The sequence below is a fragment of the Streptomyces sp. NPDC057249 genome (genome assembly GCF_042669245.1).
Lineage (GTDB): Bacteria > Actinomycetota > Actinomycetes > Streptomycetales > Streptomycetaceae > Streptomyces.
In genome coordinates this window covers 492,459-517,686 of record NZ_JBHUXS010000001.1, presented here as the reverse complement: position 1 = coordinate 517,686, position 25,228 = coordinate 492,459, and the positions used below count along the sequence as shown (strand labels likewise).

At 71.1% G+C, this 25,228-nt stretch carries 24 protein-coding genes and 1 tRNA gene; 15 read left to right on the top strand and 10 right to left on the bottom strand.

Annotation, left to right across the window (positions count from 1 at the left end):
• Window positions 1-132 precede the first annotated feature (132 nt).
• Window positions 133-516: a DUF6344 domain-containing protein gene (locus ACFUJY_RS02495; protein WP_383293297.1), complete on the bottom strand. Its 384-nt coding sequence runs from the start codon at window positions 514-516 to the stop codon at window positions 133-135.
• A gap of 295 nt (window positions 517-811) precedes the next feature.
• Here ACFUJY_RS02495 and ACFUJY_RS02490 point away from each other — a divergent pair, with 295 nt between their 5' ends.
• The gene (locus ACFUJY_RS02490) at window positions 812-946 is read left to right on the top strand and encodes a DLW-39 family protein (RefSeq protein ID WP_003958712.1); all 135 of its coding nucleotides are present in this window, start codon (window positions 812-814) and stop codon (window positions 944-946) included.
• A 393-nt stretch (window positions 947-1,339) separates the two neighbouring features.
• Window positions 1,340-2,668, top strand: a complete 1,329-nt coding sequence (locus ACFUJY_RS02485) for a hypothetical protein (protein WP_383293892.1) — start codon at window positions 1,340-1,342, stop codon at window positions 2,666-2,668.
• 18 nt (window positions 2,669-2,686) lie between these two features.
• Here ACFUJY_RS02485 and ACFUJY_RS02480 read toward each other — a convergent pair whose 3' ends face one another.
• Window positions 2,687-4,075, bottom strand: a complete 1,389-nt coding sequence (locus ACFUJY_RS02480; protein ID WP_383293294.1) for a serine/threonine protein kinase — start codon at window positions 4,073-4,075, stop codon at window positions 2,687-2,689.
• Between the two features lie 57 nt (window positions 4,076-4,132).
• Window positions 4,133-4,681: a DNA-binding protein gene (locus ACFUJY_RS02475; RefSeq protein WP_383293291.1), complete on the bottom strand. Its 549-nt coding sequence runs from the start codon at window positions 4,679-4,681 to the stop codon at window positions 4,133-4,135.
• Between the two features lie 168 nt (window positions 4,682-4,849).
• Between ACFUJY_RS02475 and ACFUJY_RS02470 the strand changes: the two genes are divergently transcribed.
• From ACFUJY_RS02470 to ACFUJY_RS02445, 6 genes are all read left to right on the top strand, one after another.
• Window positions 4,850-4,922: transfer RNA gene (locus ACFUJY_RS02470), tRNA-Ala, on the top strand.
• Window positions 4,923-5,090: 168 nt separating this feature from the next.
• A complete protein-coding gene (locus ACFUJY_RS02465; RefSeq protein WP_383293288.1) occupies window positions 5,091-5,669 on the top strand; it encodes a hypothetical protein in 579 nt (192 codons plus the stop codon).
• Between the two features lie 54 nt (window positions 5,670-5,723).
• Window positions 5,724-6,839, top strand: coding sequence for a peptidoglycan-binding protein (locus tag ACFUJY_RS02460; RefSeq protein WP_383293284.1), 1,116 nt, complete (start codon window positions 5,724-5,726; stop codon window positions 6,837-6,839).
• Between the two features lie 35 nt (window positions 6,840-6,874).
• Window positions 6,875-7,609 (top strand): ABC transporter ATP-binding protein, encoded by a 735-nt coding sequence (locus ACFUJY_RS02455; RefSeq protein WP_383293889.1) that lies wholly within the window; start codon window positions 6,875-6,877, stop codon window positions 7,607-7,609.
• Window positions 7,606-8,925: an ABC transporter permease gene (locus ACFUJY_RS02450; protein WP_383293281.1), complete on the top strand. Its 1,320-nt coding sequence runs from the start codon at window positions 7,606-7,608 to the stop codon at window positions 8,923-8,925. The genes ACFUJY_RS02455 and ACFUJY_RS02450 overlap by 4 nt, the downstream gene beginning before the upstream one ends.
• Window positions 8,926-8,939: 14 nt before the next feature.
• Window positions 8,940-10,598: a sensor histidine kinase gene (locus tag ACFUJY_RS02445; protein ID WP_383293278.1), complete on the top strand. Its 1,659-nt coding sequence runs from the start codon at window positions 8,940-8,942 to the stop codon at window positions 10,596-10,598.
• On the opposite strand, the gene ACFUJY_RS02440 is transcribed toward ACFUJY_RS02445, so the two are convergent.
• Together ACFUJY_RS02440 and ACFUJY_RS02435 are read right to left on the bottom strand one after the other, a co-directional pair.
• Window positions 10,584-11,291 carry a response regulator transcription factor gene (locus ACFUJY_RS02440; protein ID WP_383293275.1) on the bottom strand — a complete coding sequence of 236 codons (708 nt, stop codon included), beginning with the start codon at window positions 11,289-11,291 and terminating at the stop codon, window positions 10,584-10,586. The genes ACFUJY_RS02445 and ACFUJY_RS02440 overlap by 15 nt on opposite strands.
• 159 nt (window positions 11,292-11,450) lie before the next feature.
• Window positions 11,451-12,188, bottom strand: a complete 738-nt coding sequence (locus ACFUJY_RS02435; protein WP_383293273.1) for a DUF5324 family protein — start codon at window positions 12,186-12,188, stop codon at window positions 11,451-11,453.
• A gap of 334 nt (window positions 12,189-12,522) precedes the next feature.
• Between ACFUJY_RS02435 and ACFUJY_RS02430 the strand changes: the two genes are divergently transcribed.
• Window positions 12,523-13,050 carry a peptidylprolyl isomerase gene (locus ACFUJY_RS02430; RefSeq protein ID WP_383293271.1) on the top strand — a complete coding sequence of 176 codons (528 nt, stop codon included), beginning with the start codon at window positions 12,523-12,525 and terminating at the stop codon, window positions 13,048-13,050.
• Window positions 13,051-13,206: 156 nt separating this feature from the next.
• Window positions 13,207-14,106, top strand: a complete 900-nt coding sequence (locus ACFUJY_RS02425; RefSeq protein WP_383293886.1) for a rhomboid family intramembrane serine protease — start codon at window positions 13,207-13,209, stop codon at window positions 14,104-14,106.
• A 307-nt stretch (window positions 14,107-14,413) separates the two neighbouring features.
• Here the strand turns inward: ACFUJY_RS02425 and crgA are convergent, their stop codons facing one another.
• On the bottom strand, window positions 14,414-14,668 hold the full coding sequence (crgA, locus tag ACFUJY_RS02420; protein WP_164399257.1) for a cell division protein CrgA: 255 nt from the start codon (window positions 14,666-14,668) through the stop codon (window positions 14,414-14,416).
• 141 nt (window positions 14,669-14,809) lie between these two features.
• Here crgA and ACFUJY_RS02415 point away from each other — a divergent pair, with 141 nt between their 5' ends.
• The 5 genes from ACFUJY_RS02415 (at window position 14,810) to ACFUJY_RS02395 (ending at window position 18,570) form a co-directional block, all read left to right on the top strand.
• A complete protein-coding gene (locus tag ACFUJY_RS02415; RefSeq protein ID WP_383293267.1) occupies window positions 14,810-15,577 on the top strand; it encodes a DUF881 domain-containing protein in 768 nt (255 codons plus the stop codon).
• A 94-nt stretch (window positions 15,578-15,671) separates the two neighbouring features.
• The gene (locus ACFUJY_RS02410) at window positions 15,672-15,857 is read left to right on the top strand and encodes a hypothetical protein (protein ID WP_073966629.1); all 186 of its coding nucleotides are present in this window, start codon (window positions 15,672-15,674) and stop codon (window positions 15,855-15,857) included.
• Window positions 15,854-16,492 (top strand): aminodeoxychorismate/anthranilate synthase component II, encoded by a 639-nt coding sequence (locus tag ACFUJY_RS02405; protein ID WP_383293265.1) that lies wholly within the window; start codon window positions 15,854-15,856, stop codon window positions 16,490-16,492. The genes ACFUJY_RS02410 and ACFUJY_RS02405 overlap by 4 nt, the downstream gene beginning before the upstream one ends.
• Window positions 16,489-17,808 (top strand): class E sortase, encoded by a 1,320-nt coding sequence (locus ACFUJY_RS02400; protein WP_383293262.1) that lies wholly within the window; start codon window positions 16,489-16,491, stop codon window positions 17,806-17,808. The genes ACFUJY_RS02405 and ACFUJY_RS02400 overlap by 4 nt, the downstream gene beginning before the upstream one ends.
• Window positions 17,809-17,841: 33 nt before the next feature.
• Window positions 17,842-18,570, top strand: coding sequence for a class E sortase (locus ACFUJY_RS02395; protein WP_383293260.1), 729 nt, complete (start codon window positions 17,842-17,844; stop codon window positions 18,568-18,570).
• 73 nt (window positions 18,571-18,643) lie between these two features.
• Here the strand turns inward: ACFUJY_RS02395 and pknB are convergent, their stop codons facing one another.
• From pknB to ACFUJY_RS02375, 4 genes are all read right to left on the bottom strand, one after another.
• A complete protein-coding gene (gene pknB, locus ACFUJY_RS02390; RefSeq protein WP_383293257.1) occupies window positions 18,644-20,641 on the bottom strand; it encodes a Stk1 family PASTA domain-containing Ser/Thr kinase in 1,998 nt (665 codons plus the stop codon).
• A gap of 167 nt (window positions 20,642-20,808) precedes the next feature.
• A complete protein-coding gene (locus ACFUJY_RS02385) occupies window positions 20,809-22,266 on the bottom strand; it encodes a peptidoglycan D,D-transpeptidase FtsI family protein (protein ID WP_383293254.1) in 1,458 nt (485 codons plus the stop codon).
• Window positions 22,263-23,675: an FtsW/RodA/SpoVE family cell cycle protein gene (locus tag ACFUJY_RS02380; protein ID WP_383293251.1), complete on the bottom strand. Its 1,413-nt coding sequence runs from the start codon at window positions 23,673-23,675 to the stop codon at window positions 22,263-22,265. Before ACFUJY_RS02380 ends, ACFUJY_RS02385 begins: the two co-directional genes overlap by 4 nt.
• A 23-nt stretch (window positions 23,676-23,698) precedes the next feature.
• On the bottom strand, window positions 23,699-25,207 hold the full coding sequence (locus ACFUJY_RS02375) for a Stp1/IreP family PP2C-type Ser/Thr phosphatase (RefSeq protein ID WP_383293248.1): 1,509 nt from the start codon (window positions 25,205-25,207) through the stop codon (window positions 23,699-23,701).
• Window positions 25,208-25,228 lie beyond the last annotated feature (21 nt).

Sequence of the window (25,228 nt, the reverse complement as noted above, 5' to 3'; positions counted from 1 at the left end):
AGGCCGGGTGAGGAGGAACGGCCGGGCGTGAGTACACCTGCTCATCCGGCATGTGCGGACGTGCGGGCGCACGGGAAAGCCCCCGTCCGGTGTGAACCGGCCCGGGGGCTCAGGGGATCAGGTGCGGCGGCGTCACGGTGGGAGGAGCGAGGCGTCCTGCTCCGGAGTGCCGTGCGAGGCGCGGGCGGAGCCCGTGGTGTTCACGGTGTTCCTGGTGTCGGCGGACAGATGCCGGGTGGCGGGTGAGGAGCCGTGGGCCTCGGCCCGGATGCGCTGCTTCATCGTGGGGGGCAGCGCCCGGTCACGCGGAAGGGTCCATCGCACCGACGGTCCGGTCGCTGTTGCGCGGGCGGCGGGCGTGTGCTCGGGGGCCGTGGCCGCCGGCTCCGTGTTCGTGGTCGTGGTCGTGGCCTGCGCGGCGGTGGCCGTGGAGCCGGCGAGGCCCAGGGCCGCGAGGAGTGCGAAGAAGGCGGTGACGAAGGCGGTCCAGATGTTCTTGGCCGTGGCGGTGCTCATGGCCCCTCACTTTCGGGTGGTCCGGTTTGCTTACCTTTCCGATGATGTGGATCGGGCTGGCGATTTCGTGGACCGACGCCGCGCAAGCGCCGATCTTCAGATGAACACCACTCGTATGGTTCAACCGGCCCGTCCCGGCTTCCGGCGGGGGCTTCCGAGGGGCACGCACAGAGGGCTGCCGACCGCACGTCGGCAGGCGCCAATTGGGTTGCGGGGAGGTCACCGGTCGATATCGGCCGGTGTGTATAGTCGGGCGGCAGAAGTCCCCTACGCCAACGAAGGACGAGGTCGCGCGGTGAAGAAGCTTCTCCTGGTCGCACTGGCCGCCATCGGCGGGCTCCTCGTGTACCGCCAGATCCAGGCGGATCGCGCCGAGCAGGATCTGTGGACGGAGGCGACCGACTCCGTGCCCGCAGGTTCGGGTGTCTGAGACGGAAACAGCCTGGTAGGAAGCCCCGGTCGCCGACGCGGCCGGGGCTTCGTGCTGTTGCGGGACCGTGACGGCTGTGCTCTTGAGTTCACGTGAGCGAATTATTAGCTTGCGTGAGCAAAGGCGCTGTGGGGCGGGGGTGCGCGCGACCCCGGTTGCCTGCTGAGGGCAGCGGAGCGGCGAGCGAGGCGAAGACGCGGACAAGCGGGGCGATTCGGCCGCCGCCGGAGACAGTGGCGGTACGCGAGGGGCAGGATGGGCCGTCGTTGCGGCCGTGGGCGCGGGGGCTGCCGCCATGGCCGCGAATCCGGCCGTGTTCGTATGTGTACGCGGTCGCCGAGGGGCAGCCGCACCGATGACGAGGGGGAGCGCGTGATGAGGCGGCGCAGCAGGATGCGGGGGGCGCTGGTGGCGGTGGCGGCGGTGTTCGCGGTGGCGGCGCTGCCGGGACAGGTGTACGCGGCCGGCGCCCCCGGCTCGTACACCTTCGATCCGGACGCCGAGTCGGTCGGCGGCGCCGACATCAGCGCCGAGGCGTCGAAGCTGAAGCCGGGCGGGGTCTACAAGAGCGCGATCCGGAGCGGCCAGAAGCTGTACTACCGGCTGGACCTGGACGCGCGGACGAACGCCTACGTCTCCGCCGTCGTCGTGCCGAAGGGCGGCGGCAAGGTGGCGTACGGGGACGGGATCACGCTGAGCATCCGGGACAGCTCGGACGACGAGTGCAGTTCGCAGGACGCCGTGTTCGGGTCCGCGCAGTACCCGCGCCCCCTCGCCGCCTATGCCTCCCGGCGGATGGACAAGGACGGCACCTGCCAGGACGCCGGTACGTACTACGTGCTGATCGAGCGGGAGAGCAAGGAGACGTCCGACCAGGGGGAGTGGGGTCTGGAGCTGCGTTACGCCTCGGAGCCGCAGCTCGCCTCTTCGGAGCCGACCACCGCTCCGTCGTCCTGGCCGTCCGCTTCGCCCGCGCCGCCCGCCGCTGCCGCGGACAACACCCGGCGCGGGGGCGCCGGTTACTACGACGCCACGAGCCTGGAGACCGGCGAGTGGAAGGACCGGATCGAGCCCGGGCAGACCCTCTTCTACCGGGTGCCGGTGGACTGGGGGCAGCAGCTGTTCGCCACGGCGGAACTGAGCAACAGCACCTCCGAGAAGAACGCGTACGTCAGCAGCGCGCTGGCGATGTCGCTGGAGAACCCCGCGCTGGGGCATGTCGCCGATGTGTCGCCCACGTCCTACTCGGGAAAGCCGATCTCCGTCCCCTTCGACCCGCTGCCCCCGGTGGCGTACCGGAACCGGTACGACTCCGGTGACGATGTCCGCGGGATGCGGTTCGCGGGCTGGTACTACCTCTCCGTCTCGCTGAGCCCGGACGTCGCGAAGGCGTACGGGCAGAAGCCGATCGCGCTGACCCTCAAGATCAGTGTGAAGGGCGAGGCCGGTAAGTCGCCGTACAAGGGGGACGCCGGGATCTTCTCCGTGACCCAGGGCGACAAGGACGCGGCGCGGGAAGGGCAGAGCGGGGCGCAGGCCGCCGAGGCCAGGAGCGAGCGCGGCACGATGAAGCTGGTCGCGGCGGGCGGCATCGGCGCCGGCACCGTGCTGGTGCTCTGGCTGGGGGCCTGGACCCTGATCGCGCGACGCCGCGCGGCTGCCGCACCGGTGGCTCCCACGGGCGGGCAGTACCCGTACGGCGGGCCGCCCCAGGCCTGGTAGCCGGGGCCGCCCCCGTACTCACGCCTGGGTCAGCGCCCAGATGCCGACGGCGAAGCAGACCAGTGCCACCAGCAGGACCGGGACCGCCACCTTCGGGGACGGTCCCGGACGCGTTCCCGGGGCGGACGCCGGTGCCTGGTACGGGGCCGCCCCTTGCTGGGGGGTCGTGTAGGGGTGGGTGAAGGACTGGTCGTGCGGACCGGGGGCCGGAGCGTGCGAGGGCGCCGCGTCGGGAGCGGTGTAGCCGGCCGGGTTCGGATAGCCGTACGGGGCCGCGGGGGCGGCGGTTTGCGGGGCGTGGTGCGCGGGAACGGCCGGCCCGGGGGGCGGGAGGTGGAAACTGCCCGTCTCGGACATGGCGGCCGGTGCGGAGGGGTAGGGCTGTGCCGGCTGCCCGGCGGGGTGCGGGCCGGTCGGCTGGGGCACCGATGGCGGGGCGTCCGGGACTCCCTGGGACGAGGGCGGCGTGGCCGGCCGGCCGGTTGTCTGAGGACCCGGTGAGTGCGCTGCCGCCGTCCCGCCGGACCGCACGGGGCCGTCGGGGCCGAAGCCCTCGGGCAGCGGGCCGATCTGGTCGAAGACCTCCACCGGCTCCTCGGTGCCCGAGGGTTCGGGAAGCATCTCGACGGCGGCGTTCAGCGCCTTGCGCGCCCCCGTGGCCGTGCGGAAACGGTCCTGCGGGTCTGGTTGCAGGAGCCCCGCGATGACCTGCCACAAGGGCTCCGGGACGCCGTCCGGGGCGCTGGGCGTGCCGTGCGCGGCGAAGTGCTCGATGAGCTCCTGCGAGTCGGGCTTGGTGCCCTGGAGCAGATAGAGGGCGACCAGACCGACCGCGAACAGGTCCGCCGGGAAGTCCGGTTCGGCGCCCATCATCTGCTCGGGCGCGAAGTAACCGAGGGTCCCCACCACGTAGTTCGTCTCGGTGAGGCGGGGCTCGCCCTTGCGCATGGAGATGCCGAAGTCCGACAGCCGCAGATGCGGCCGGCCGCGACCGGTGGCCTCCATGAGGATGTTGGCCGGTTTGATGTCCCGGTGCACGACGCCTTCGGCGTGCACCGTCGAGAGGCCGGACAGCAGCTGGTCGAGCAGGGTGCAGACGAAGCGAGGGGGCAACGGGCCGTAGTCGCCGATGACATGGGCCAGCGAACCGCCGCTGACGAGGTCCATGGTGAACAGGACCTGGTCGTCGTCGGCGGCCCAGCTGGCCGGCGCCAGCACATGGGGGTGCTCGATGCGCAGCGCCTGTTCCCGGACGAAGCGGAGCAGCGTGTGCGCGTCGCTCTGCTGGAGGACCTTGGCCGCCACATAGCGGCGGCGCCGGTGGTCCCAGGCGCGCCACACGGCACCGACCCCACCGCGTCCGATCGGATCGACCAGTTCGTACCGTCCGGCGAAGACCTCACCCATGGCGCTGCGCCCGCTCCCCGTTCATGTTCCGGCCCGTGCCCCCGTACCGTGCGGGGCCTAGCTCTGGTGGCTCTCGTAGTGCGCCACCGCTTCCGCGGTGCGCCCCGCTCCGTATACCCGGAGGAACTCTGCCAGTTCCGGGTGCGTCGGGGCGAGGGAGTCCGCGGCATCGATGATGTCACCGGCCGCCGCGACCGAGCGCAGCAGCGACTGGATCTCCCGGACCACCCGGCGCACGGTGGGCGCCCCGCCGCTGGACGTGGTCTGGCCGGTGCCCGTGAGGACCGAGCCGCCCTGGGACTTCTTGATCTCCTCCATGCGGGCCGTGGCCTCGGCGGCGCTGACGCTGCCGTCGGCGACCTGGCTCGCCAGTTCCTGAAGGGCCTGGACGCGCTGCACGACCGCCGGATTGCCGATCTTCGCGCGCTGACCGCTCATGAGCTGGGAGAGCATGGGAGCGGACAGCCCGAGTGCCGCGGCGAGGCGGGCCTGGTTGAGACCGAGGTCGTCGATCAGCCGGCGGAAGAGCGCCCCCAACGGCTCCCCGTACCAACTGCGCTGGAGGTCTCTGGCTCTGGCCGTGGCCTCTTGCTGCGCTGCATCCATTGCGTCTCCCCTTCGCATCCGCTTCGCTGCTGCGAACCTCGACCAGCATCTTACGGAGCGTGGTCGCACACGGGGAGTCCCCGTAATTTTGCAGGATCACGGGGGTGAGCCGGTACTCTGTTCTGCGGCGGTGGCCGGAACATCGAGGTGTTCGGGCTGCGTGCTGTCGGGGCCTTAGCTCAGTTGGTAGAGCGCTGCCTTTGCAAGGCAGATGTCAGGAGTTCGAATCTCCTAGGCTCCACTTCCCCGGACTCCCCCGACCTGCGGAAACGCGGGTCGGGGGAGTCTTTGCACGCGCCCGGTCCGGACCGCACGGCAGCCGGACAGGTTCTTCAAAGGTTCTTCATCGTTCCCCTCCTACGTTCGCCCTGCCCGCCGCACCCGCGGCCGGGCCGACAGGGAGAGCGGGATGACGATGAGGACGAACCGGGTACGACCGGCCGCCGCGGCCTTGGCCATGGCCTTCGTACTGGCCGGCTGCGGCGGGAGCGACGGCGGCGCGGAGGTCCCGACGGCCGGCGGCGGCAAGGTGTCGGCCCCGGCCGGGCGGGGAAAGGCCACGGACGACATCGCCGCGTACGTGCGGGCGCAGCGCGCGTACGTGAAGTGCCTGCGGGAACACGGCGTGGACGCGCCGGACCCCGACGCGAAGGGCACCATCGACTTCGGCGCGGGCGACCAGCGGCGTGAGCTGAAACAGGACCCGAAGTTCAGGGCCGCCCAGGAGAAGTGCGCCCGGTACGTATCGGCGGTGCCGGAGAGCATCGAGAAGGGCAATCAGCCCGAGCTGTCGGCCGCCCAGATCAAGGTGAAGCGCGAGTACGCCGCCTGCATGCAGAAGAACGGCGCCGCCGACTTCCCCGACCCCGGCCCCGACGGCCTCGGCCAGGACGAGTGGGACCAGAGCGCGGCCGGAGCGAAGCGGGCCGCCCGGATCTGCGGGCCGATCATCGGCGTCCCCGAGAACGCCGGTCCGGGCAAGGGCTGAGCGGTGGAGACGGTGACAGACCTCGATGAGAAGCGTGGGGCCCGCGGACGGCGGATGTTGCTCGTCGTCGCCGGCGCGGTCGTCGTGGCGGCGGTCACGGTGACCGGGACCCTCGGGCTCGGCGGCGGGGACGAGGGGCCGAAACCCCTTCCCAGGACCGGCTCGACCGTGCCCGTCACCCGGGCGACGCTGACCGAACGCACCACGGTGGACGGCACCTTGGGATACGGCCCCGAGATCCCGCTGCCGGTCAAGGCGACGGGCACGGTGACCTGGCTGCCCGACTCCGGCACGACGGCGGAGCGCGGCGACACGCTGCTGCGCGTCGACGACCGCCCGGTCGTGCTGCTCTACGGGGCGCTGCCGATGTACCGCGACCTGGGCCTGGCCCCGGCCGCTCCGGAGGGCGACGAGGCAGACGGGCCCGACGAGTCCGGCAAGAGCACGTCCCCGCCCGCTCAGGAACCCACGCCCGTACGGGGCATGGACGTCATGCAGTTCGAGACCAACCTGGCCGCCCTCGGCTACACGGGCTTCACGGTGGACGAGACGTTCACCGAGGGCACCGCCGCGGCGGTCGAGCGCTGGCAGAAGTCGCTCGGCCTGCCGCAGACCGGGACGGTCGGCGTCGGGGACGTCGTCTACGGCGCGTGGCGGATACGGATCGGCCGGCCGGGCGTCCGGCTGGGCGCCGCCGTCGGCGAGGGCGCTCTCACCTACACCGGCACGGCGCGCAAGGTGGTCGTCAACGCCTCGGCGGCCGAGGCGTCGTGGGCCGTGCGCGGCGCCGGCGTGACGATCCGGCTGCCCGACGAGACCACCGTGCAGGGGCGGGTGGCGTCCGTGGGGAAGCAGGCGGACGCGGCCGAGGGGGGCGGCGGCACGGGCGAGCGGGCGGCCACGGTGCCGGTGACCCTCACCATCAAGGACCAGAAGGCCGTGGGGAAGTGGGAGAGCGGGCCCGTGACCGTCGAGTACGTGGGGCGGCGGGCCCGGAACGTGCTGACCGTCCCGGTCGCCGCCCTGGTGGCCCTCGCGGAGGGCGGCCACGGCCTGGAGCGGGCGGACGGGACGTTCGTCGCGGTGAAGACCGGGCTGTTCGCGGACGGGGGTGTGGAGGTGAGCGGTCCGGCGGTCCGCGAGGGCCTGAAGGTGAGGATTCCGGAGTGAGCGGGGACTCTACGCAGCACGGCGCGCGCTCTTCGGTGGACAGTGCGGGCTCGTCGACGCACCGCGCGGGCTCTTCGGCGGTCGTGGAATTCGACGCCGTCTCCAAGACGTATCCGGGCGGGGTGCACGCGGTGCGGGACGTCAGTCTGCGGATCGGACGCGGGGAGCTGGTCGCCGTCGTCGGGCCCTCGGGCTCCGGCAAGTCGAGCATGCTCCATCTGATGGGCAGCCTGGACCGGCCGTCCTCGGGCCGGGTGCTGATCGACGGGCACGACGTGGCGAAGCTGTCCGACCGGGAGGTCTCCGCGCTCCGGGCCACCCGAATCGGCTTCGTCTTCCAGCAGTTCCACCTCGCGGTCGGTGTCCCGGTGCTCGACGCGGTCGGTGACGGCCTGCTCTACGCGGGGGTGCCGCTACGCCGGCGCAGGGCCCGGGCGGCCGCCGCGCTCGCCCGGGTGGGGCTCAGCCACCGCGTCCACCACCTCCCGCATCAGATCTCCGGCGGTGAGTGGCAACGGGTCGCGGTCGCCCGCGCGGTGGTCGGCGAACCCGCGGTCCTGCTAGCCGACGAGCCGACCGGGAACCTCGACTCCGCTTCCGGGGCGGCCGTACTGGACCTGCTGCACGGGCTGCACGCGGCGGGCACCACGGTCGTCGTCATCACCCACGACCGGGAGATCGCGGCCGGGCTCCCCCGCCGCCTCGATCTGCGCGACGGCCGGCTGACCGGTGACGTCACCCGCGGTACGACGATCGGGGCACCCCGATGACGGACCGCACGCATACGCCCGGGCCGGCCCGGGAAGAGGCCGGGGCCCCGACGCCGTTCCCGTCCCGGCAGGCGCGAAACCGCGGGCGATTCCCATTCCGGCAGCCGCGAAACCGCGGGCGCGCCCCCGCCCGCCTGCGATCCGCCCGGCTGCGCCCCGCCGACGTCGTACGGCTCGGCTCCACCGGGCTGCGCACCCGCCCCCTCCGCGTCTTCCTCTCCGCCCTCGGGATCGCCATCGGGGTCGCCGCCATGATCGCGGTGGTCGGGATCTCCGGCTCCGGCCAGGCCGAGGTGGACCGCAGGCTCGACGCGCTCGGGACCAACCTGCTGCGCGTCGCCCCCGGCGAGTCCCTGTCCGGTGAGAAGGCCGAACTCCCGGAGGAGTCCGTGGCCATGGTCCGCCGCATCCCGCCGGTGCGGGAGGTCGCCGCCACCGGCGAGACCGGCGCGCACGTCTACCGCAACGAACGGATCGCCGTCGGGCACACCGGTTCGCTGAGCGTCCTTGCGGCCGACACGGGTCTGCTGCCCGCCGTCGGCGGCCGTCTCCGCGAGGGCCGCTGGCTGGACCCGGCCACCGAGGAGTACCCGGCGGTCGTGCTCGGGGCGACGGCCGCCCAGCGGCTGGACGTGTACCGGCCGGGCACCCGGGTCCGGATCGGCGACCGGTGGTTCTCGCTGATCGGCGTGCTCGACCCGGTGCCGCTCGCTCCGGAGCTCGACGCTGCCGCCCTGGTCGGCCGGCCGGCCGCGCGGACCTACCTGGGCTTCGACGGCCACCCGTCCACGGTGTACGTACGGGCGGAGGACAGCCGGGTCGCCGCGGTGCGGGACGTGCTCGCCGCGACGGCGTACCCCGAGAAGCCCGGCGAGGTGCGCGTCTCGCGGCCCTCGGACGCGCTCGCCGCCCGCGAGGCCACCGAATCCGCGCTCACCGGGCTGCTGCTGGGGCTCGGCGGGGTGGCCCTGCTGGTCGGCGGGGTCGGCGTCGGCAACACCATGGTGATCTCTGTACTGGAACGGCGTACGGAAATAGGGCTGCGCCGCGCGCTCGGCGCGACCCGGGCACAGATCCGCACCCAGTTCGTGATGGAGTCACTGCTCCTGTCGCTCATCGGCGGACTCGCCGGAACGGTCCTGGGAACGCTGATCACCTCGGGGTACGCCCTCAGCCGCGACTGGCCTACGGTCGTGCCCGTGTGGGCGAGCGCGGCGGGCATCGGATCGACCCTGGTCATCGGGGCGGTCGCCGGGCTGTATCCGGCGGTACGGGCCAGCGGGCTGTCGCCGACCCGGGCGCTGGCCGGCACCTGAGGAGAGGGGACAGGGTGAGCTTCCGGATTCGGGCCCTCGGTCTGCTGATGCTGATCGCGATGACCGCCACGGTGGCCACCGCCTGGCTGACCCTGCGGCAGGCCAACCGCCAGGTGCGCGAGACCGTCACGGCCGGGCAGCAGGACACCTCCCGGATCGTCGGTGAGCTGCGCGCGTACGGGCTGGCGCACGCCACCTGGGACGGGCTCGCGCCGACGGTCGCGGCGCTCGCGAAGGCCACCGGGCAGCGCATCCGGGTGGCCACGGAGGCCGACGCGCTGCTCGCCGACTCCGACACCCTGGCCGGCCGTGCACCGCGTGCGGTGAGCGGCCGGCCGCCGGTACTGGTCGACGCGCGCCCCACGCTGCGGATTGCCGGGGGACAGGTGCGGCGGGCCGCCATGAAGCAGACCGCCTCCGCCGTCGCCGCCTACCGCTCGTACGCCGCCGACGCGGCCTGCCTGACCCGGGCGGGGGCCGGGTTCGGCACCGGGACCGGTGCCTTCGGTGTGCCGACGGTGCGCGCGGACCGCAGGCCCGCCCCGTGCCCGGAGCCCACGGACGCGTACGACTCGCTGACCCCCCGGGACCTCGACGCCCTGCGCCCGTGCGAGTCCGCGAAGCGGTTCGCCGACTGTCTGCAGCGGGGCTTCGAGGAGCGCGTCGTCTCCGTGGCCCCGCCCCGCCTGGAGGTCCGGCTCGGCTTCCGGGACGAGTCGCCGCCCTCCCTGACCGTCGCGCCCACCGTGGCCGTCGCGGCGGGCGTGGCCCTCGTGGTCATCCTGGGCGGGCTGCTGCTGAGCAGGGCGGTCCTGCGCCCCGTACGCGCCCTGACGCTCGCCGCCAGGGGGCTGGGCGAGGGCGACCTGGGGCGGCGGGTGCCCGCGTCCGGCCGGGACGAGATCGCGCAGCTCGGCGGCGCCTTCAACCGCATGGCCGACTCGCTCCAGGCGAGCGAGGAGCACCAGCGCCGCCTCACCAGCGACATCGCGCACGAGCTGCGCACCCCGCTGGCCAATCTGCGGGGCTATCTGGAGGCCCTGCGCGACGGGGTCCTCGAACCGACCCCCGAGCTCCTCGCATCCCTCCACGAGGAGGCGCTGTTGCAGCAGCGGATCGTGGACGACCTGCGGGACCTCGCACTGGCCGAGGCGGGCGCGCTGGCCTACCACCCCATGGACGTCGACCTCCGCGAGCTGCTGGAGACGAGCCACCGGGCCCACCTCGCCCAGGCGCGGGGCGCGGGCATCACGCTGGACCTTCAGGCCCCGCGACCGGTGTACACGCGGGCGGACCCGGACCGGCTGCGCCAGGTCGTCGGCAACCTCCTCGGCAACGCGCTGCGCGCCACCGCCCCGGGGGGAACGGTGACCCTGGCCCTGCTCAGGGACGACGACCGGGCCGTCCTGGAGGTGCGCGACACGGGCACCGGGATAGCGGCCGAGGACCTGCCCCGGCTCTTCGACCGCTTCTGGCGCGCGGACGCCTCGCGGGACCGGGCCACCGGAGGCAGCGGTCTTGGCCTTTCGATCGCCCGCCAGATCGTCGCCGACCACGGGGGTGCCATCGAGGTGCGCAGCACGGTCGGGGAGGGCACGGCCTTCGCGGTCACCCTCCCCCCGGCGCGGGGCGCCCGGCCCCGGGCGGAGGGGGACGTCTCAGGAGGACGCTGAGACGGGACCGTCCGCGAGTCGGTAGCCCCTGCCGTACACCGTCTCCACATGGCGGGGGCCGTCCGGGCCCGTCCCCAGCTTCCGCCGCATGTTCATCACATGGGCGTCGACGGTCCTTTCCAGCACGTCCCGGTCGAAACCGAAGACGCGCTCGATGATCTGGGCACGGGTGAAGACCCGGCCGGGCTCGCGGGCGAGCGTCTCCAGGATGGCGAACTCCTTCGCGGTCAGCTCCACCGGCCGGCCCGCCACCCGGACCTCGAAGCGCGCGGTGTCCAGCTCCACGTCGCCGACCCGCAGCAGCGCCGTCCCGTCGCCACCGGCGGCCCTGCCCGAGCGGCGGAGCAGGGCCCGCACCCGGGCGGTCAGCTCGCGCGGGCTGTACGGCTTGGTGAGGTAGTCGTCGGCGCCGAGGTCGAGGCCGAGGAGCATGTCCTCCTCGGCGACCCGGGCGGTGAGCAGCAGGATCGGCACATCGGACTCGGTGCGCAGGATGCGGCACACGTCGAGGCCGTCGACGAGGGGGAGCATCACGTCGAGGACGATGAGGTCGGGCCGGGCCGAGCGCGCCCGTTCCAGCGCCGCCCGCCCATCCGCGACCACTTGGACGGCGTGTCCTTCTCTTTCGAGATAGATCCGGATCAGACGGGACTGCTTCACGTCGTCCTCGGCGACCAGAATGCGCGCGCTCACGTTCCCCCTCCACGGCCTGTGCCGGTGCCCGAACGGTAGTACAGAACGACCGTACGGAGCCGGGTGCGGGGGGAGCGTCCCGGATACGCGGGCGGGCGCCGGAGACCTCGTGGTCCTCCGGCGCCCGTCCTGGTGCGCGTGCTCTCCCGTCTGCGCGGGTCAGGGGCGGTCGTCCAGGTCCGTGCCGCCGGCGTCCGGGCCGTCCTCGCCGGCCGCCTCGGCGTCGGCCTGCTTGGCCTCCACCTCGGGGTCCAGGAGCGTCGAGGCGTGCGGGCTCCCGTCGACGGAGGAGAGCGGGGCGCGGTCGTCAACCTCGGTGGGGGCGGGCGGTTCCACCAGCCACTCGGGGTTGGCCTGCTTGTCCCACCAGCGCCACACCGCGTAGCCGGCGCCCGCGAGGACACCGGTCACGGCTAGGCCCTTGAACGCCTTGCCCGCCCTGGTCCGCCGCTCGTGCTTCCGGGCCAGCTTGCGGATCTGCTTCGCCGTGACCTGGCCGCGCAGGGCGGCCACCGCGGCGGCGCTGCGGGCGGCGGCCTCCTCCGCCACCGGCTGGGCGGCGGCCCGGGCGCTCTCGATGCGCGGGGCGGTGTAGTCCGCGGCGCTGCGGGCCGCCCGACGGGTGCGGAGCGCGGCGCGCTGGGCGACCTCGTCGACCTTGGGGGGTACGTGCGTGCGGGCGAGCTCGATGCGCGGGGCGACGTGCGCGCCGTACTGCACACGGGCCTGCTTGGCTGCCTTCGACACCTTCGGTGCGAGCAGCGTGCGGGCCTCGTGCGCATAGTGAACGGCCTGGTCCTTGGCCGAGTCGGCGTAGGGCGCCACCACTTCCGCGGCGTGCTGCACGCTGTCCCTCGCCGAGTCGGTTGCGGCACGCACGCTGTCGATGCGGGTCACGGGATCCTCCTCCTTGGTGGCGGGTAGGTACTCCGCCTTTCCGCCCCATTCGAGATCATGCCTGCGTGGGCCCTGTGCGGCATGTGGGGCGGGCATCCGGGTCATTCGTTACCTTCCGACGACCATGCCACGGTTCGTCAGGGACCGCGCCGGTTCGTCACGCACTTGGCCGCATCGTCCGTGCCGCGGGGCGCGGAGGCCACCGGCTCCCGCCTCGGACGCCGTGGGCGCCGACCGTGCAAGGATCGGAACGCCGGGCCGTCCGCGGACAGGACCGGGCCGGCGCGCAGCGCAGACGCGCAGAGCACACGTGCAGACTCACGGAAGGCAGATCGTGGCCGAGCAGCTTTACGCCACCTTGAAGACCAACCAGGGCGACATCGAGATCCGGCTCCTGCCGAACCACGCTCCCAAGACGGTCAAGAACTTCGTCGAGCTCGCCAACGGGGAGCGCGAGTGGACGCACCCCGCGACCGGCGCGAAGTCCACGGACCGGCTGTACGACGGGACCGTCTTCCACCGCGTGATCAGCGGCTTCATGATTCAGGGCGGCGACCCGCTGGGGAACGGCACCGGCGGGCCGGGGTACGAGTTCAAGGACGAGTTCCACCCGGACCTCGCCTTCAACAAGCCCTACCTGCTCGCCATGGCCAACGCCGGACCGGGCACCAACGGCTCGCAGTTCTTCATCACGGTCGCGCCGACGGCCTGGCTGACCGGCAAGCACACGATCTTCGGCGAGGTGTCCGGCGAAGCCGGCAAGAAGGTCGTCGACGCCATCGCGGCGACCCCGACCAACGCCCGTACCGACCGGCCGGTGAACGACGTGATCATCGAGTCGGTCGTCATCGAGACGCGCTGATCGCCCTCTGCTTTCCTTCGCTCACTCTCCGATTCCACGTTCGGGGAACCAACCGCCCCGCCCGTCCGTATCTCATGACAGAACGGACGCGCGGGGCGGTGTCGTGCGCACCCGCGCGACGACGAGGACCGAGGGGACCGGGAAGCCATGGGACCGATGGACCAGCAGCCGCCGGGTGCGTCCGGGCCGCCCCCGCCCCCGGAGGGGCCGGTCCGTTGCTACCGCCACCCGGACCGGGAGACGGCGGTCCGGTGCGTCCGCTGCGACCGGCCCATCTGTCCGGACTGCATGGTCGACGCGTCGGTCGGCTTCCAGTGCCCGGCCTGTGTCCGCCAGGGGTCCGGTACGGGGCACGGCGCGTCCGCCGCCCGGCCGCGCACCCTGGCCGGGGGCGTCGTCGCGGCGGACCCCCGGCTGATCACCAAGATCCTGCTGGGGATCAACCTCGCGGTGTTCGTCGCCGTGCTGGCCGACGACTCGCTGCTCGACCGCCTGATGCTGCTCGGCCGGGCCAACTTCTACTTCGGAGGACCGCCCGAAGGCATCGCGGAAGGCCAGTGGTACCGGCTGGTGACGTCGATGTTCCTGCACCAGGAGGTGTTGCACATCGCCTTCAACATGCTGGGCCTCTGGTGGCTGGGCGGACCGCTGGAAGCGAAGCTGGGCCGTATCCGCTTCCTCGCGCTCTATCTGCTCTCCGGACTGGCGGGCGGCGCCCTGACGTACTGGCTCGCCGAGCCGAACCAGCCGTCGCTCGGAGCCTCGGGAGCCATCTACGGCCTGCTGGGTGCCACCGCCGTGCTGATGCGCCGGCTGAACTACGACATGCGGCCGGTCATCGCGATCTTCGTGCTCAATCTGATCATCACCTTCAACCCCTGGGGCGGGATCGCCTGGCAGGCGCACGTCGGGGGACTGATCGCCGGAGTCCTGATCGGGATCGGGATGGTGCACGCCCCACGGAACCGGCGCGATCTGGTGCAGTTCGGGACCTGCGCCCTGGTGCTGGCGGCCGTCGTCCTGATCGTGATGACGAGAACGGCCGCCCTCACCTAGCGGGTGTCTGACGGGCGAGTGTGGACCATTTGTGACCGAAGTTGTCCACAGGGTTCCACAGCATGATCCGGATCTTGTGCATATCGCGGGCACAGCTGAGCCCCTTGTCCCTGAGCTGGGTTTTTCCAGTCGGGACAAGGGGCTTCCCGCCTCGGGGCGGGGGCGGCCGCGGTCACACCGGCGTCAACGGCCTGAGAGTTATCCACAGATCGTCTGACCTTTTCCCCCACCTGTGGATAACGCTGTGGGTAACTCAGGGCAGGGGTTGCGGAGCGGGGCCGGCGTGTGGTTCCAAGCGGCGCGCGGGCTACTTCCACTGAGTGGAGACACCGAAGCCGCCGGCGATGAAACCGAAGCCGACGACGATGTTCCAGTTGCCCAGCGAGTCCACCGGCAGATCGCCGTCGGTCACGTAGAAAACGACGATCCAGGCCAGCCCGATCAGGAAGAGCGCCAGCATCACGGGCGCCACCCAGCTCCGGCTGGTCAGCTTTATGTTGGTCGCCTGCTTCGCCGGGGGCGGCGTGAAGTCGGCCTTCTTGCGGATCCGTGACTTCGGCACGAGGAACTCTCCTGTCGATGCGCTGCGTGACCGCGCAGGGAACGGTGGCTGGCGCCGGGGCGGGGCGCGAGGGGGAATGTGGCCTCCCCCGGGCGTCCGTTAGCGTAGTCCTTCCGTGGCACCGAAGGAGATAAGGGTACGTTGAGCAATTCTGCCGACTCTCCCCCCGGACCGGTCCGCCGCACCTTCCGGCACCCGGTCAGAGTGCTCACGGCTGCCGTTTTCGCCCTTGCCGGAATCATCTTCGTGACCAGCGCGAATACGGCGAAGGGCACCAATATCCGCACCGACGCCTCACTGCTGAAGCTCTCCGACCTCATCCAGCAGCGCAGCGAGAAGAACGCCGCCCTGGAGGAGTCCGCCGCATCCGTGCGCGGGGACATCGACAGCCTCGCCCAGCGCGACAACGGCAGCACCAAGGCGGAGGCCGCCCGGCTCAAGGTACTGGAGCGGACCGCGGGGACCACCGAGCTGTCCGGCCGGGCCGTCTCCGTCACGCTCGACGACGCCCCGCCCAACGCCACCGCCAGCCCCGGCTACCCCGACCCGCAGCCCAACGACCTGGTCATCCACCAGCAGGACCTCCAGGCGGTCGTCAACGCCCTGTGGCAGGGCGGCGCCAAGGGCGTCAAGGTCATGGACCAGCGGCTGATCTCCACCAGCGCCGTGCGCTGCGTCGGCAACACCCTGATCCTCCAGGGCCGGGTCTACTCACCCCCGTACAAGATCACCGCGGTGGGCGACCCCGGTGCGCTGCGACGGGCGCTCGACGCCTCGCCGGCGATCCAGAACTACCTGCTGTACGTGAAGGCGTACGGGCTCGGCTGGAAGGTGGACGAGCGGGAGGCGGTGACCCTTCCCGGCTACTCGGGCACGGTGGACCTGCACTACGCGGAGCCGGTGAAGTAGCGGACGGCGACAGGCGCCGCACAGCTTTCCACAGGCATCCCACGCCGGGCCCCGGGCCCTTTAGTCTGGACCCGGTACCGAATGGAGGGTCTGGATGTACAGCTGGATCTGGCGGCATCTGCCGGGCAACGTGTGGGTGCGTGCGTTCATTTCGCTCGTGCTCGCCCTGGCGGTCGTCTATGTGCTGTTCCAGTACGTCTTCCCGTGGGCGGAGCCGCTGCTCCCGTTCGGCGACGTGACGGTCGACGGAGCGAGCGCGCCGGCGGGGGCCGCCCGATGAGCGCCCGCATCCTGGTCGTGGACAACTACGACAGCTTCGTCTTCAACCTCGTCCAGTACCTCTACCAGCTCGGTGCCGAGTGCGAGGTGCTGCGCAACGACGAGGTGACCACGGCCCACGCGCAGGACGGCTTCGACGGCGTCCTGCTCTCCCCCGGCCCCGGCACCCCGGAGCACGCGGGCGTCTGCGTCGACATGGTGCGGCACTGCGCGGCGACCGGCGTCCCGGTCTTCGGGGTCTGCCTGGGCATGCAGTCCATGGCGGTGGCGTACGGCGGCGTCGTGGGCCGCGCCCCCGAGCTGCTGCACGGCAAGACGTCTCCGGTGCTCCACGAGGGCACGGGCGTGTTCGCCGGTCTGCCCTCGCCGTTCACCGCGACCCGTTACCACTCGCTCGCCGCCGAACCGGACACCGTGCCCGCCGAGCTGGAGGTCACCGCGCGGACCGCCGACGGCATCATCATGGGCCTCCGCCACCGGGAGCTGGCCGTCGAGGGCGTGCAGTTCCACCCGGAGTCGGTGCTCACCGAGCACGGCCACCTGATGCTGGCCAACTGGCTGGTGCGCTGCGGGGACACCGGCGCCGTCGAGAGGTCGGCGGGGCTCGCTCCGGTGGTGGGCAAGGCCGTCGCGTGACCCCACCCCGCCACGGAGCCGGGGCCGGGCAGGACGACCCGCACGATCCGCGGGCGTACGAGGACCCGGGCGCGTTCGAGGCGGCGGTCCACCGGCTGGCGGACCCGTTGAACGACCCTTTGCCGGGGGCGGAGCCCGGGGCCCCGCGGCAGCAGGCGCCCTACGACCCGCAGAGCCCCCAGCAGGCGCCGCAGGAGTGGTACGACCCCGGCGGGTACCAACGGGACTGGTACGGCCTGCAGGAGCCCGTACAGCAGCCCCTGGCGGCACCGCCGTCCGCGCCCGACCCGTACCTCCCGGCCGACCCGGGCCCCGCCGCCTCTTACCGGTCCCCGGCCGCCGAGGCCGCGGAGCCGGCCACCGAGGTCTTCGCCCGCATGGATGCGGGCGACCCGGTCGTGCCGCTGCCGCGCCCGGAGACGGAGCCGACCGCCGGCGCCGACGAGTTCGCAGGCGAACCCGACGCGGCTGCGCCACCGCCCGCGCCACCGCCCACCGGCGGCCGTGCCGAGCGCAGGCGTGCCGCCAAGGGGCGCGGCCGGCGGCGCCCGGCACCGCGCCCCGGTCCGGAGAGCGCGGCGCCCGCGAAGCCCATGACCCGCATGGAGGCGCGCCGGGCGGCCAAGGCCGCCAAGGACAGCCCCGCGATCGTCATCAGCCGGGGCATCGGCGAACTCTTCATCACCTTGGGCGTCCTGATGCTGTTGTTCGTCACCTACCAGCTCTGGTGGACGAACGTGCGCGCCGACCGGATCGCCGGCCGGGAGACCCACAAGATCCAGGACGACTGGGCGAAGAGCGAGAAGACCCCCGAGAAACAGGGGGCGTTCGAGCCGGGGCAGGGCTTCGCCATCATCCACATCCCCAAGCTGGACGTCGTCACGCCGATCGCCGAGGGCACCAGCAAGGACAAGGTCCTCGACCGGGGCATGGTCGGCCACTACAGCGAGAAGCCGCTGAAGACGGCGATGCCCTCCGCCAAGGAGGGCAACTTCGCGCTGGCCGGGCACCGCAACACCCACGGCGAACCGTTCCGCTACATCAACCGGCTGAAGCCCGGCGACCCGATCGTGGTCGAGACCCGGGAGGCGTACTACACGTACGAGATGACGAGCGTGCTGCCGCAGACCTCGCCGTCCAACGTCTCCGTGATCGCGCCGGTGCCGAAGCAGTCCGGCTTCACCGAACCCGGCCGGTACATCACCTTGACGACGTGTACGCCGGAATTCACGAGTACGTACCGTTTGATCGTCTGGGGCAAGATGGTCGACGAACGGCCGCGCAGCGAGGGAAAACCCGACGTGCTCGCGGACTGAACGGGCCGGACGCCATGACGACAGGGCGGTGCTATGACAGCGACGACCGAGGACCAGGAGCGGGCCGACGAGTCCGCGCCACCCGCGCGGAAGGGCGGCCGTCATCCCGTCGCGACCGCCGTCAGCGTCTTCGGTGAACTGCTCATCACCGCAGGTCTGGTGCTCGGTCTCTTCGTCATCTACTCGCTGTGGTGGACGAATGTGCTCGCCGACCGCGAGGCGGCCAAGCAGGGCCACACCGTCCGCGATAAGTGGGCCGACGGCCCCGGTGCGCTGGACACCAAGGACGGCATCGGCTTCCTCCACGTCCCGTCGATGAAGAACGGCGAGGTGCTCGTCAAGAAGGGCACCGACACCGAGACGCTCAACGACGGCGTCGCCGGCTACTACACCGATCCGGTGAAATCCGCGCTCCCCTCCGCCAAGGAGGGCAACTTCGCGCTGGCCGCCCACCGGGACGGGCACGGGGCGAAGTTCCACAACATCGACAAGGTGCGCACCGGGGACGCGATCGTCTTCGAGACGAAGGACACCTGGTACGTCTACAAGGTCTTCAGCGAGCTGCCGCAGACGTCCAAGTACAACGTCGACGTGCTGGGCGCGGTCCCGAAGGACGCCGGAGTGACGAAGGCCGGCCGTTACATCACGCTCACGACCTGCACTCCGGTCTACACGTCCAAGTACCGCTACATCGTGTGGGGCGAGCTGGTCCGTACGGAGAAGGTCGACCGCGACCGCACGAAGCCGGCGGAGCTGCGCTGAGCGGTCACGGCAGAGGGCCCCGGCCGCCTTCGCGGTGGCTGGGGCCCTCTGTTCGTACCGGGTGCGGAACGGGTCAGTGGCCCCCGCCGCCGCCGTTGGGTCCGCCGAAGATGTTGCCGCCGCCGCCCACCGTGGTGAGCGTGATGACCGTGGTGGCCGGGTCGGCCTGGGTGTTCGGCTGCGGGTCGATGTTGATGACGGTGGCGTTGTCGTCCTGAGGGCTGTTCGGGGCGAACTGGATCTGCGTGAAGCCGGCCTGGTTCAGGAGCTGCTTGGCCTCGGACACCTTCTTCGTCCGCACCTCAGGGACGGCGACCGTCGGGGGCTGGGTCGGGCCCTTGGACACCTTGAGCAGGATCGTGGTGTTCTTGCCGACCTTCTGGTTCGCCTCGGGGGTCTGGCCGATCACCTCGTTCGCCGGCTTGTCGGAGTCCTCCTCGGCCTTGCCGATGTTGGTGAAGCCGAGGCCCTTCAGCTGGTTCACCGCGTCGTCGTAGGAGCGGCCGGTCACGGGAGGCATGGTGAGCAGCTTCTCCGTGGCGATCTTGAGCGTGACCTCGGAGTTCTCCTCGGCCTTCGCGCCGCCCTTGGGGGACTGCTCCAGGACGGTGTCGGGTTCCGCCTGGTCGGACTCGACCGAGGTGACGTTGACCGTGAAGCCCTTGGCCTCCAGGTTCTTGCGGGCGTCCTCCTCGGACTGGTTCGTCACATCGGGCACCTCGACCTTCGGCGGACCGCTGGAGACGAAGACCGTGAGGGTCTCCTGCTCCTTCATCTTCCCGTCCTCAGGCGTCTGGCGGCAGATCTTGCCCTTGGGCTGCTCCTTGCACTCTTCCTTCGGGCCGACCTTGAGAATGATGTTCGTGTTGTCGGCCAGTTTCTGAGCGTCCTTGACCGTGGTGCCGACCACGTTGGGCACGTCGAACGCACCGTCGTCGCCGCCGTCGCCGGGGAAGACCGCCTTGCCGATGAGGATCGCGCCGATCAGCACCAGGATGCCCGCGACGACCAGGAGGATCGTCGAGGTGTTGTTCTTCTTCTGCCGGCGGCGGTCGGGGCGGTCGTCGTAGCCGTAACCGCCGTCGTCCGGGTTGACCGGCGGCAGCATCGACGTGCGCTCGCCGTTCTGGTCGGCGGCGCGCAGGGCGGTGGTGGGCTGGTCGTTGTCGTACCCGCCGGGGTAGCCGCCGCCGTAGCCCGCCGCACCCATCGCGGCGGTCGCGGCGACCGGCTGGCCGTCGAGGCACGCCTCGATGTCGGCGCGCATCTCGTCGGCCGACTGGTAGCGGTAGTCGGGGTCCTTGGTGAGGGCCTTGAGCACGATCGCGTCCATCGCGGGCGTGATCTCGGGGTCGAAGTTGCTCGGCGGCTGCGGCTCTTCCCGTACGTGCTGGTACGCCACCGCCACCGGGGAGTCCCCGACGAACGGGGGCCGGACGGTCAGCAGCTCGTAGAGCAGGCAGCCGGTCGAGTAGAGGTCGGACCGCGCGTCGACCTGCTCGCCCTTGGCCTGCTCCGGGGAGAGGTACTGGGCGGTGCCGATGACGGCCGCGGTCTGGGTCATCGTCATGCCGGAGTCGCCCATGGCACGGGCGATGCCGAAGTCCATGACCTTGACCTGTCCCGTCCGGGTCAGCATGACGTTGGCCGGCTTGATGTCCCGGTGGACGATGCCCGCGCGGTGCGAGTACTCCAGCGCCTGGAGGATGCCCACCGTCATTTCGAGCGTCCGCTCGGGCAGCAGTCTGCGCCCCGAGTGCAGCAGCTCGCGGAGCGTCGAGCCGTCGACGTACTCCATGACGATGTACGGGATGGAGACCCCGTCGACGTAGTCCTCGCCGGTGTCGTACACCGCGACGATCGCCGGATGGTTGAGCGAGGCGGCGGACTGGGCCTCACGGCGGAACCGGGCCTGGAAGGACGGGTCGCGGGCGAGGTCCGCCCGGAGCGTCTTCACGGCGACGGTGCGGCCGAGCCGGGTGTCGTGGGCGAGGTAGACCTCGGCCATGCCACCACGGCCGAGCACCGAGCCCAGCTCGTACCGGCCGCCGAGGCGACGCGGCTCTTCCATAACTGTTCCAGCCCTCTCCGTCAGTCCTGACCGCACCGGTGTGCGGTCCGGCGGTGTGCTGTTCGCGCATACGCTACCGGCCGCGCATCAGCTGATCGGCCCGGAGGCGGTACCTGATATCCGACCGGTATCCGCAGAGGCGCTTTCGCGGCCGGGTGTGAGCGGAGTCACTTCTCGCTGTCGATGACCGCCTTCATGACCGCCTTCGCGATCGGGGCGGCCAGGCCACCACCGGAGATGTTCTCGCGGGTGGCGCCGCTGTCCTCGACGACGACGGCCACGGCCACCGGAGAACCGCTGTCGGTCATCGCGTACGAGATGAACCACGCGTACGGGTTCCCCTTGTTGTTCAGACCGTTCTGGGCGGTACCGGTCTTGCCGCCGACCTTGACGCCCGGGATCTGGGCGTTCGTGCCCGTGCCCTCCTCGACGACGGTCTCCATCATCTTCTGGAGCTTCTGGGCGTTCTCCGCCGAGAGGGGCCTGCTGAACTCCTCCTTCTCGTGCGTGTAGATCACGTCCAGGTTGGGCGCCTTGCGCTCGGCGACCATGTACGGCTGCATGAGCTTGCCGTCGTTGGCGACGGCGGAGGCGACCATCGCCATCTGGAGGGGAGTGGCGCGATTGGACGCCTGGCCGATGCCAGCCATGGCGTTCTGCGGGCGGTTGTCCTCGGGGTACACGCTGGCGTTCGAGCGGACCGGGGTGAAGATCTCCTTGTTGAAGCCGAACTTGCCGGCTTCGTCGATCATCTTCTGGTTGCCCAGGTCATCGCTGATCTTGCCGAAGACGGTGTTGCAGGAGTACCGCAGCGCCACGCGGAGCGAGGCGTTCTTGCAGGGGATGTTGCCCTCGTTGGGCAGGTCGTCGGTCGACTGCGGCAGGCGCCAGGGCAGCGGCGACTTCGTGTCCTCGTCGATGTCGTCGTAGAGGCCGTTCTCCAGCGCGGCGGCCGCGGTGACGACCTTGAACGTCGAGCCGGGCGGGTAGGTCTCGCGCAGCGCCCGGTTGAGCATCGGCTTGTCCTTGTCGTTCAACAGGGACTGCCACGCCTTGGTGTCGGCCTTGCTGTTGCCCGCGAAGGTCGAGGGGTCGTACGAGGGGGTGCTGGCGAGGGCCAGGATGGCGCCGGTCCGCGGGTCGAGGGCGGCGACGGCGCCCTTCTTCTTGCCGAGGCCCTCGAAGGCGGCCTTCTGCGCCGCCCCGTTGAGCGTCGTGACGACGTTGCCACCCGTCTTCTCCTCACCGGTGAACATCGACATCGTCCGGTTGAAGAAGAGCTGGTCGTCGTTGCCGGTGAGGATGCCGTCCTCCAGCTTCTCCAGCTGCGAGGCGTCGAACGCCTGCGAGGAGTAGCCGGTGACGGGGGCCCACATGGGGCCGTTCTTCCAGACCCGCTTGTACTTGAAGTCGCTGCCCTTCGTCTCGACGGACCCGGTGACCGACTTTCCGTCCACGATGATGTTGCCGCGCTCGTGGGCGTACCGCTCGATGCGGACGCGGCGGTTCTCGTCGCGGGTGTTGAGGGCGTCGGCCTTCACGTACTGCAGGTAGTTGGTCCGTGCGAGCAGGGCGAAGATCAGGACGCCGCAGAAGATCGCGATCCGGCGCAGGGGCTTGTTCACGGGCGGACCACCTGGGTCATCTCGGCGTCGGTCGAGGGCGCGGGGGCGGGCGCGGGGCGGCGGGCGGTGTCGCTGATGCGGATGAGGATGCCGATGAGAGCCCAGTTGGCGATCACGGACGAACCACCGGCCGCGAGGAACGGCATCGTCATACCGGTGAGCGGGATCAGGCCCATGACGCCGCCGGCGACGACGAAGACCTGGATCGCGAAGGCGCCGGAGAGGCCGACCGCCAGGAGCTTGCCGAACGGGTCGCGGGCGGCGAGCGCCGTGCGGATACCGCGTTCGACGATGAGGCCGTAGAGGAGCAGGACGGCCATCATCCCGGCCAGGCCGAGCTCGTCACCGACGGTGGCGAGGATGAAGTCGGCGTTGGCGGCGAACCCGATCAGGTCGGAGTGGCCCTGGCCCCAGCCGGAGCCGAGCGTGCCGCCCGACCCGAAGGACATGATGGCGTTGCCGATCTGCTCGCAGGCGCCGTCCGTCTGGAAGCACTTGAACGGGTCCTGCCAGGCGGTCACACGGGCTTCGACGTGCGGTTCGAAGGTCGCGACGCCCACGGCTCCGGCCGCCGACATCAGGAGGCCGAAGACGATCCAGCTGGTCCGCTCGGTGGCGACGTACAGCATGATCACGAAGAGGCCGAAGAACAGCAGCGACGTACCGAGGTCGGTCTCGAAGACCAGGATCAGGATCGACAGCGCCCAGATGACCAGGATGGGGCCCAGGTCGCGTCCGCGCGGCAGGTAGAGCCCCATGAAGCGGCGGCTGGCGAGCGCCAGCGCGTCCCGTTTGACCATGAGATAGCCGGCGAAGAAGACCGCGATGATGATTTTCGCGAACTCCCCCGGCTGGATGGAGAAGCCGGCGATGTTGATCCAGATCCTCGCGCCGAACTTGGCCGGAAAGAACATCGGAAGGATCAGCAGGAACAGCGCGACCGCCATCGAGATGTACGTGTAGCGCTGCAGGATGCGATGGTCCTTCAGCAGCAGCAGTACGCCGACGAACAGCGCCACACCGACCGCCGAGTACATCAGCTGCCGGGGGGCGGACGGGGTGAACACCCCGAAGGCGCTCTCGGCGTCCCTGATCAGCTTCGGCGACTGGTCGAGCCGCCAGATCAGCACCAGCCCGAGCCCGTTGAGCAGGGTGGCCAGCGGCAGCAGCAGCGGGTCGGCGTACCGGGCGAACTTGCGGACCACGAGGTGGGCCACACCGCCGAGCAGGATGAGCCCCGCTCCGTAGCCGAACATGCCGGAGGGCAGCGTGCCGTCCATGGCCAGGCCCACGTTGGCGTAGGCGAACACCGAGATGGCGATGGCGAAGACCATCATCATCAGTTCGGTGTTGCGCCTGCTCGGTGCGTCGATCGCGCCGATCGTGGTCGTGTTGGTGACAACGCTCATGGTGCTGAAGGCCCCCTACGGCTCTACTTCTTACCGCACTGCGGGACCAGCTTCTTCTCTTCCTCCGAGAGGCTGGGCCCAGGAGTGGGAGTCGTGGAAGTCTGCTCGGACTTGGTGTCGCCACCGGATGTCTTGCCGGACTTGGACGCCTTGGTGGCGTCGGTGTCCGTGCCCTGCGCCTGGCCCTCGTCGCTGTGCTCCTTCTCCGCCGCGCGACGTGCCGCGTCCTTCTTGCAGGCGGACGCCTGGACGGAGAGCTCGGAGATCTTCTCGCGGGCGTCGGCGAGGCTGCCCTCGGCGATCGTCGCCTCGACCTTCTTGCGCTGGTAGGGCGGGAGGTACTTGAGTTCGATCTCGGGATGGTCGGTCTCGACCTTCGAGAGCGAGAGCCAGCCGAGATCCTGGCTGATGCCCCGGTACAGCGCGACGTTGTCGTTCTTCGCGCCGACGTAGAACTGGGTCTGGGTCCAGCGGTAGCCGCCGTAGAGCCCGCCGCCGACGACGGCCAGCGCGAGCACCACGTACAGGGACCGCTTGAGCCACTTGCGGCCGCCGCCCTGCTTGACGAAGTCGTCGTCCGAGTACGAGCCGAAGGCCCCCTCGGGCATCCCGTCGTAGCCGGAGTCGTCGCCGCTGCCGGGCGGGCCGAAGCTGCCTGCGGGCGGCGGTACGGGACGGCCGAGGCCGGCCGCACGGCCCGCGGGCGTCTGCATCGCACCGCCGTCGTTCAGCTGGGCCGCCTGGTTCTCGGCGACCGCGCCGACGACGACCGGGGTGTCATTGAGCTGCCCGGCCAGGGTGTCGTTGCCGTCGACGTCGAAGACATCGGCGACGATGCAGGTGATGTTGTCCGGTCCGCCGCCGCGCAGGGCGAGCTGGATCAGGTCCTGGATGGTCTCCTGCGGGCCCTGGTAGCTGGCGAGCGTCTCCTCCATCGTCTGGTGGGAGACGACGCCGGAGAGCCCGTCGGAGCAGATCAGGTAGCGGTCGCCGGCCCGGACCTCACGGATGGAGAGGTCGGGTTCGACGTGGTCGCCACTGCCCAGCGCGCGCATCAGCAGGGAGCGCTGCGGGTGGGTGGTGGCCTCCTCCTCGGTGATCCGGCCCTCGTCCACCAGCCGCTGGACCCAGGTGTGGTCCTGCGTGATCTGGGTGAGCACGCCGTCGCGCAGCAGGTACGCGCGCGAGTCGCCGACGTGCACCAGGCCGAGGCGCTGGCCGGTCCACAGCAGGGCGGTGAGCGTGGTGCCCATGCCCTCCAGCTGGGGGTCCTCCTCGACCATCATCCGCAGCTGGTCGTTGGCCCGCTGGACCGCCGTGCCGAGCGAGGTGAGGATGTCGGAGCCCGGGACGTCGTCATCGAGCTGGACGAGGGTGGAGATCACCTCGGAACTGGCGACCTCACCGGCCGCCTGGCCGCCCATGCCGTCGGCGATCGCGAGAAGGCGCGGGCCGGCGTAGCCGGAGTCCTCGTTGCCCTCGCGGATCATGCCCTTGTGCGATCCGGCGGCGAAGCGCAGGGACAGACTCATGCGCACCTCACCCGTCGGTTC

Coding starts and splice junctions, on each gene's coding strand:
- ACFUJY_RS02495 (WP_383293297.1), bottom strand. CDS start 516: ATGAGCACCGCCACGGCCAAGAACATCTGGACCGCCTTCGTCACCGCC.
- ACFUJY_RS02485 (WP_383293892.1), top strand. CDS start 1,340: ATGCGGGGGGCGCTGGTGGCGGTGGCGGCGGTGTTCGCGGTGGCGGCG.
- ACFUJY_RS02480 (WP_383293294.1), bottom strand. CDS start 4,075: ATGGGTGAGGTCTTCGCCGGACGGTACGAACTGGTCGATCCGATCGGA.
- ACFUJY_RS02475 (WP_383293291.1), bottom strand. CDS start 4,681: ATGGATGCAGCGCAGCAAGAGGCCACGGCCAGAGCCAGAGACCTCCAG.
- ACFUJY_RS02465 (WP_383293288.1), top strand. CDS start 5,091: ATGACGATGAGGACGAACCGGGTACGACCGGCCGCCGCGGCCTTGGCC.
- ACFUJY_RS02460 (WP_383293284.1), top strand. CDS start 5,724: ATGTTGCTCGTCGTCGCCGGCGCGGTCGTCGTGGCGGCGGTCACGGTG.
- ACFUJY_RS02450 (WP_383293281.1), top strand. CDS start 7,606: ATGACGGACCGCACGCATACGCCCGGGCCGGCCCGGGAAGAGGCCGGG.
- ACFUJY_RS02425 (WP_383293886.1), top strand. CDS start 13,207: ATGGACCAGCAGCCGCCGGGTGCGTCCGGGCCGCCCCCGCCCCCGGAG.
- ACFUJY_RS02410 (WP_073966629.1), top strand. CDS start 15,672: ATGTACAGCTGGATCTGGCGGCATCTGCCGGGCAACGTGTGGGTGCGT.
- ACFUJY_RS02405 (WP_383293265.1), top strand. CDS start 15,854: ATGAGCGCCCGCATCCTGGTCGTGGACAACTACGACAGCTTCGTCTTC.
- ACFUJY_RS02395 (WP_383293260.1), top strand. CDS start 17,842: ATGACAGCGACGACCGAGGACCAGGAGCGGGCCGACGAGTCCGCGCCA.
- pknB (WP_383293257.1), bottom strand. CDS start 20,641: ATGGAAGAGCCGCGTCGCCTCGGCGGCCGGTACGAGCTGGGCTCGGTG.
- ACFUJY_RS02380 (WP_383293251.1), bottom strand. CDS start 23,675: ATGAGCGTTGTCACCAACACGACCACGATCGGCGCGATCGACGCACCG.
- ACFUJY_RS02375 (WP_383293248.1), bottom strand. CDS start 25,207: ATGAGTCTGTCCCTGCGCTTCGCCGCCGGATCGCACAAGGGCATGATC.